This is a genomic window from Deltaproteobacteria bacterium PRO3 (assembly GCA_030263375.1).
Classification (GTDB): Bacteria; UBA10199; UBA10199; order DSSB01; family DSSB01; genus DSSB01.
Window position 1 is genome coordinate 1 of record SZOV01000165.1, and the last position, 4,152, is coordinate 4,152.

A 4,152-nucleotide genomic window follows, 5' to 3' on the forward strand; every position below is an offset into this window, starting at 1 on the left:
CCCGCCGCCGCCGATTCCAGCAGGCCCGCCAAGATCCCCGCGGACGAGGCTAAAGCAGCGCCCGACTCGCCGCCCAGCGCAGGCCTCGGCCCGCGCGCAGCGGCGCCGGACGCAAAGGCATCCTCGCGGCCGAGCCCCGAATAAGTTCCAAACCCGTGCAGTGTCGGAGTCATCCCAGAAAAACCCGAAATTCTACCAGGCTGTTTAAAGAGCCCCGGTTTCGGGCCAAGCCGCCGCAGGCGGATTGGCGAACCCCGAAAATCCGAAAGACTTTCGGGCGGTGTATGGAACCAGGTTTATTCCGGCGGGAATAAAGTCTTATTTCAACAGCCTGCTAATTATCGCTTAGGCCCAGCTTATCGCCCCCGGCGGCACCAGGTTGCTAAGTATCGAAGATGCTTCATCTTGTACAGAACCCCCAATGACCTTATATGACCCTACATTACATTTATTAACATGAATATCCCCACTTGGGGATAAGGAAAATTTCCCCTTATCTTTCCATGCATTGACAACCCCAATCCCCAAAGCCACCCCGGCCCTACCCACAGAACGAGAAAAATGTTTGAATGAGGGCCCGAGAAGCCTTAAGAAAACGGCGCATCCCTATCGAAAAGGAGTCTCTTATGCCCCAAGCCCTGATCGTCGATGCCGTCCGCACCCCCCGCGGCAAGCGCGAAGGCAGTCTGAAGTTCGTCCACCCCATCGACTTGGCGGCGGTCCCGCTTGAGGCCCTGGTCGAGCGCAACAAGTTCTCGCCGCTGCTCGTCGAAGACGTCCTCTACGGCTGCGTCTCCCAGCGCGACGCCCAAGACAACGTCATCGCCCGCGAGGCGGTGCTCGCCGCGGGCTGGCCCGTCGACATCCCCGGCGCAACGCTCAACCGCTTCTGCGGCTCGGGCCTCTCGGCCTGCAACCTCATGGCCCACACGATCATGGCCGGGATGTCCGACGTCCTGATCGGCGGCGGCGTCGAGCACATGACCCGCGTCCCCATGGCGATCAACTTCGAGATGGCCGGATCCAAGCTGACCGAGCGATTCGATTTGGTGCCGCAAGGCGTCTCCGCCGAGCTGATCGCGGAGAAATACGGCTTCACCCGCCGGCAGCTCGATGAATACGCCGAGCGCTCCCAGGCCCGCGCCGCGCAGGCCTGGGAAGAGAAGCGTTTCGCGAAGTCGATCGTCCCGGTGACGGCGAAGGATGCCGAGGGCAAGACTTTCCGTTTCGAAAAAGACGAGCACCTGCGTCCCGGCACGACCGCCGACAAGCTCGCGACGTTGAAGACGGTGTTCAAGGAGGACGGCGTGATCCACGCGGGCAATTCCAGCGGCATCGTCGACGGCGCCGCGGCGGTCTTGTTCGCCAGCGAGAAGGCCTGCAAGGAGCACGGCTTCAAGCCGCGCGCGCGTGTCGTCGCGACCGTCGAGGTCGGCAGCGATCCCATTATCATGCTGCTGGGCCCGATCCCGGCGATCCAAAAGGTCTGCGCCAAGGCGAAGCTGAAGATCTCCGACATCGACCTCTTCGAGATCAACGAGGCCTTCGCCCCGGTGCCGCTGGCGGTCATGCAGGACCTCAAGCTCGACCCCGAAAAGGTCAACGTCAACGGCGGGGCCATCGCCCTGGGCCACCCCTTGGGCGCCACCGGCGCGATGCTGCTGGGCACCGTCCTGGACGAGCTCGAGCGCCGCAACCTGCGCTACGGCCTGGTCACGCTCTGTATCGGGCACGGCATGGGCGTGGCGACGATCATCGACCGGCAGGTCTGAGCCTCGTTATTTCTTCCCAAGATGTGAAATTTCTTTCAAAAACTGAGGTCCTCCCACGCCAAGACTGCGGCCGGGCCTGGAGGCCGCTCGGCCTGCCTTTGTAAGCTATTGAAATATTTTAAGATTATCTCTACCCCTCGAAGGATCGCTTGGCATATTCGTTGCTCTAAGTCCTGGGGGCCCTCTTCCGGCCCCAAGGGAGCACTTTGGGCGACGGCATCCAAAAAAAATACGCCTTGATAGTCAACGGCGACACCGAGGCCCGGCACCTGGGCAACGTGGACCGCGCGGTGAAGGCCCTGCGCGCCGAAGGCAGCTACGACATTTCGGTGGCCAGCCCCAAGACCCCGGGCGGCGCCGTCGAGCATTTCGAGGCCCCCAACCGCGAAGGACTGGAAAAGCTCCTCTCGGGCATGAAGGCCCAGATGGACGACGACGATCTACTGGTCGTCTATTTCACGGGCCACGGCGACAGCGGCGCAAAGGGAGAGGGCTGCGTCGCGCTGCCCGCGGAATGCCTCTCGCTGGGCAGCCTCGCCGCCGACCTGAAAAAGCTGTCCTACGGCAAACGCATCCTCGTGATGGACAACTGCTACTCCGGCAGCGGCTTCAATCTCTTCACCGACGCCAAGACGACAGTCGTGTCGCAGGGCTCGCCGGGGGAGAAGGTCAGTTGCCAGCTCTTCAGCCCCTTCTTCTGGAGCGACCAGGTCCCCGACGCGGATAAGGACGGCAAGATCAGCGTCCAAGAAAGGTTCCAGCACGCCGTCCTCAAGGGTCAAAGCGAATCCCTGCTGCAATTCTATTCCCCCGAACCGCTCTCCTTTTCCGGCGGCGTCGCCGCGCGGCCCTTCCAGACGGCCGACGGCAAGCCCGTCGAGGTATCCAACGGCAAGGAGCTCAAGGCCCAGCTCGCGCGGCTGAAGCCCGGCCAGGTGGCCTTGATTGCCTTTTCCGCGGACTGGTGCGTCCCCTGCAAGAGCTACCAGTCGCACTTCGAAAAGATCGCCAAGCAGGACGGTGGCCGCGTCCTGGTGATCCACGCCGAGGGCAAGGGCGGCAGCGAAGAGGATTGGGCGGAGTTCGGCGTCCGCAGCTTCCCCACCGTGGCCTTCGTCGACTGGAACGGAAAGGTCGGCAAGGTCGCCGACCCCATGGACCCGATGGCCTCCCTGGCCCTGCTCGCGGTGCACAGCCCCGAAGAACAGATCAAAGTTTACCTCGCCAAGCTGAACAGCGGCGACGCGAAGGAGCGCTTTCGCGCGACGCTGGGGCTGCGCGCGATGGAGGCCAAGGCAGGACCGGCGGCGGCAGCGTTGGGCAAGGCCTTGCGCGACCCCGACGCGACGGTGCGCCTCGGCGCGGTCTGGGCGCTGGCGGAGATCGGCCCTGCGGCCGGGCTGGCGATCCCGGAGCTGCTCAAGTGCCTGGAGGCTGACGATTACGAACTCGTCCTCGGCGCGGCCCGCGCCTTGGGGGCTATCGGTCCGAAGGCGAAATCCGCCGTTCCCGCGCTGTTGAAGCGCTTCCGTTCGGACCTGCAGCGCCTGGCGCAAAGCTCGGTGGCAAACAGCGGCCTCAATCCCGCGCTGAACCTGCACCTGGCCGACGACAAGGCCTTCGAGCTGGCCAGCGTCCTCGTCGGATCCGCCGTGCGGATCGATCCGGGAAATTCGGAACTGCTCAAGACCTTTTTGGAAATCCTGCGCGACGCGAAAAGCGATTACCTTCGGCTCCGGCACTCGGTCGCCGGCTTGGCGAAGATGGGCGGCGGCGCCGCCGAGGCCGCGCCTCAGTTGTTGGCCATGATCGACGACCCGCAGATCGGCCACAATTGCTTGGACGCGCTCGCCGAGATCGGCAAGTCCTCGCCGAACACCCAGGCCCTCTTGATGGAGCGCGCCGCCGAGCGGAAGCTCGATCCCTTCCAACGGTTTCGCTGCCTGCATACCCTGGGCCGAGTGGGCGCGCCGGCCGCCGCCCAGGGCGAGGCATTGCTTAAGATGGCCCAGGATCCGACGGAAGATCCCAGGCTGCGCAAACAGGCCCTCCTGACCCTGCGCCTGGTCGACCCCTCGAAGACCCAGGCGACGGAGGCGCTGCTGGCCTCCTTTGCGGACGTCTCGCTGTTGTTTTCCAAGCCGCAGGCGGCGGAGGAGCCGCCGCCCGCGCCCAAGGCCCTGCCCCGCTGGTCCTTCTCGCCCAGCGCAGAGTTTTCAGGGCGTCCCGGCGCGGGCGGCGCCGGTTTAGGGATCGCCGCCGGCTATCGCGTCTCGCGTCCATTCGAGCTGAGGCTGGGCGCGACCTTCCAGGGCATGCACTTGCCTAAGGAAGACGTACCCGCCGACTTCCAGGCCGGCGTCCGTTTCGAGCCCATCCT

The 4,152-nt window shown here is 64.4% G+C and carries 2 protein-coding genes; both read left to right on the forward strand.

Features of this window, described 5'->3' with window-relative positions:
* Window positions 1–626: 626 nt before the first annotated feature.
* A complete protein-coding gene (locus FBR05_14930; GenBank protein MDL1873473.1) occupies window positions 627–1,772 on the forward strand; it encodes an acetyl-CoA C-acyltransferase in 1,146 nt (381 codons plus the stop codon).
* A gap of 206 nt (window positions 1,773–1,978) precedes the next feature.
* Window positions 1,979–4,152 (forward strand): hypothetical protein (locus FBR05_14935; GenBank protein MDL1873474.1); only part of this gene is annotated, 2,174 nt, incomplete at its 3' end.

Excerpts from the sequence above, each read along its gene's own strand:
- FBR05_14930 (MDL1873473.1), top strand. The coding sequence starts at position 627 with ATGCCCCAAGCCCTGATCGTCGATGCCGTCCGCACCCCCCGCGGCAAG.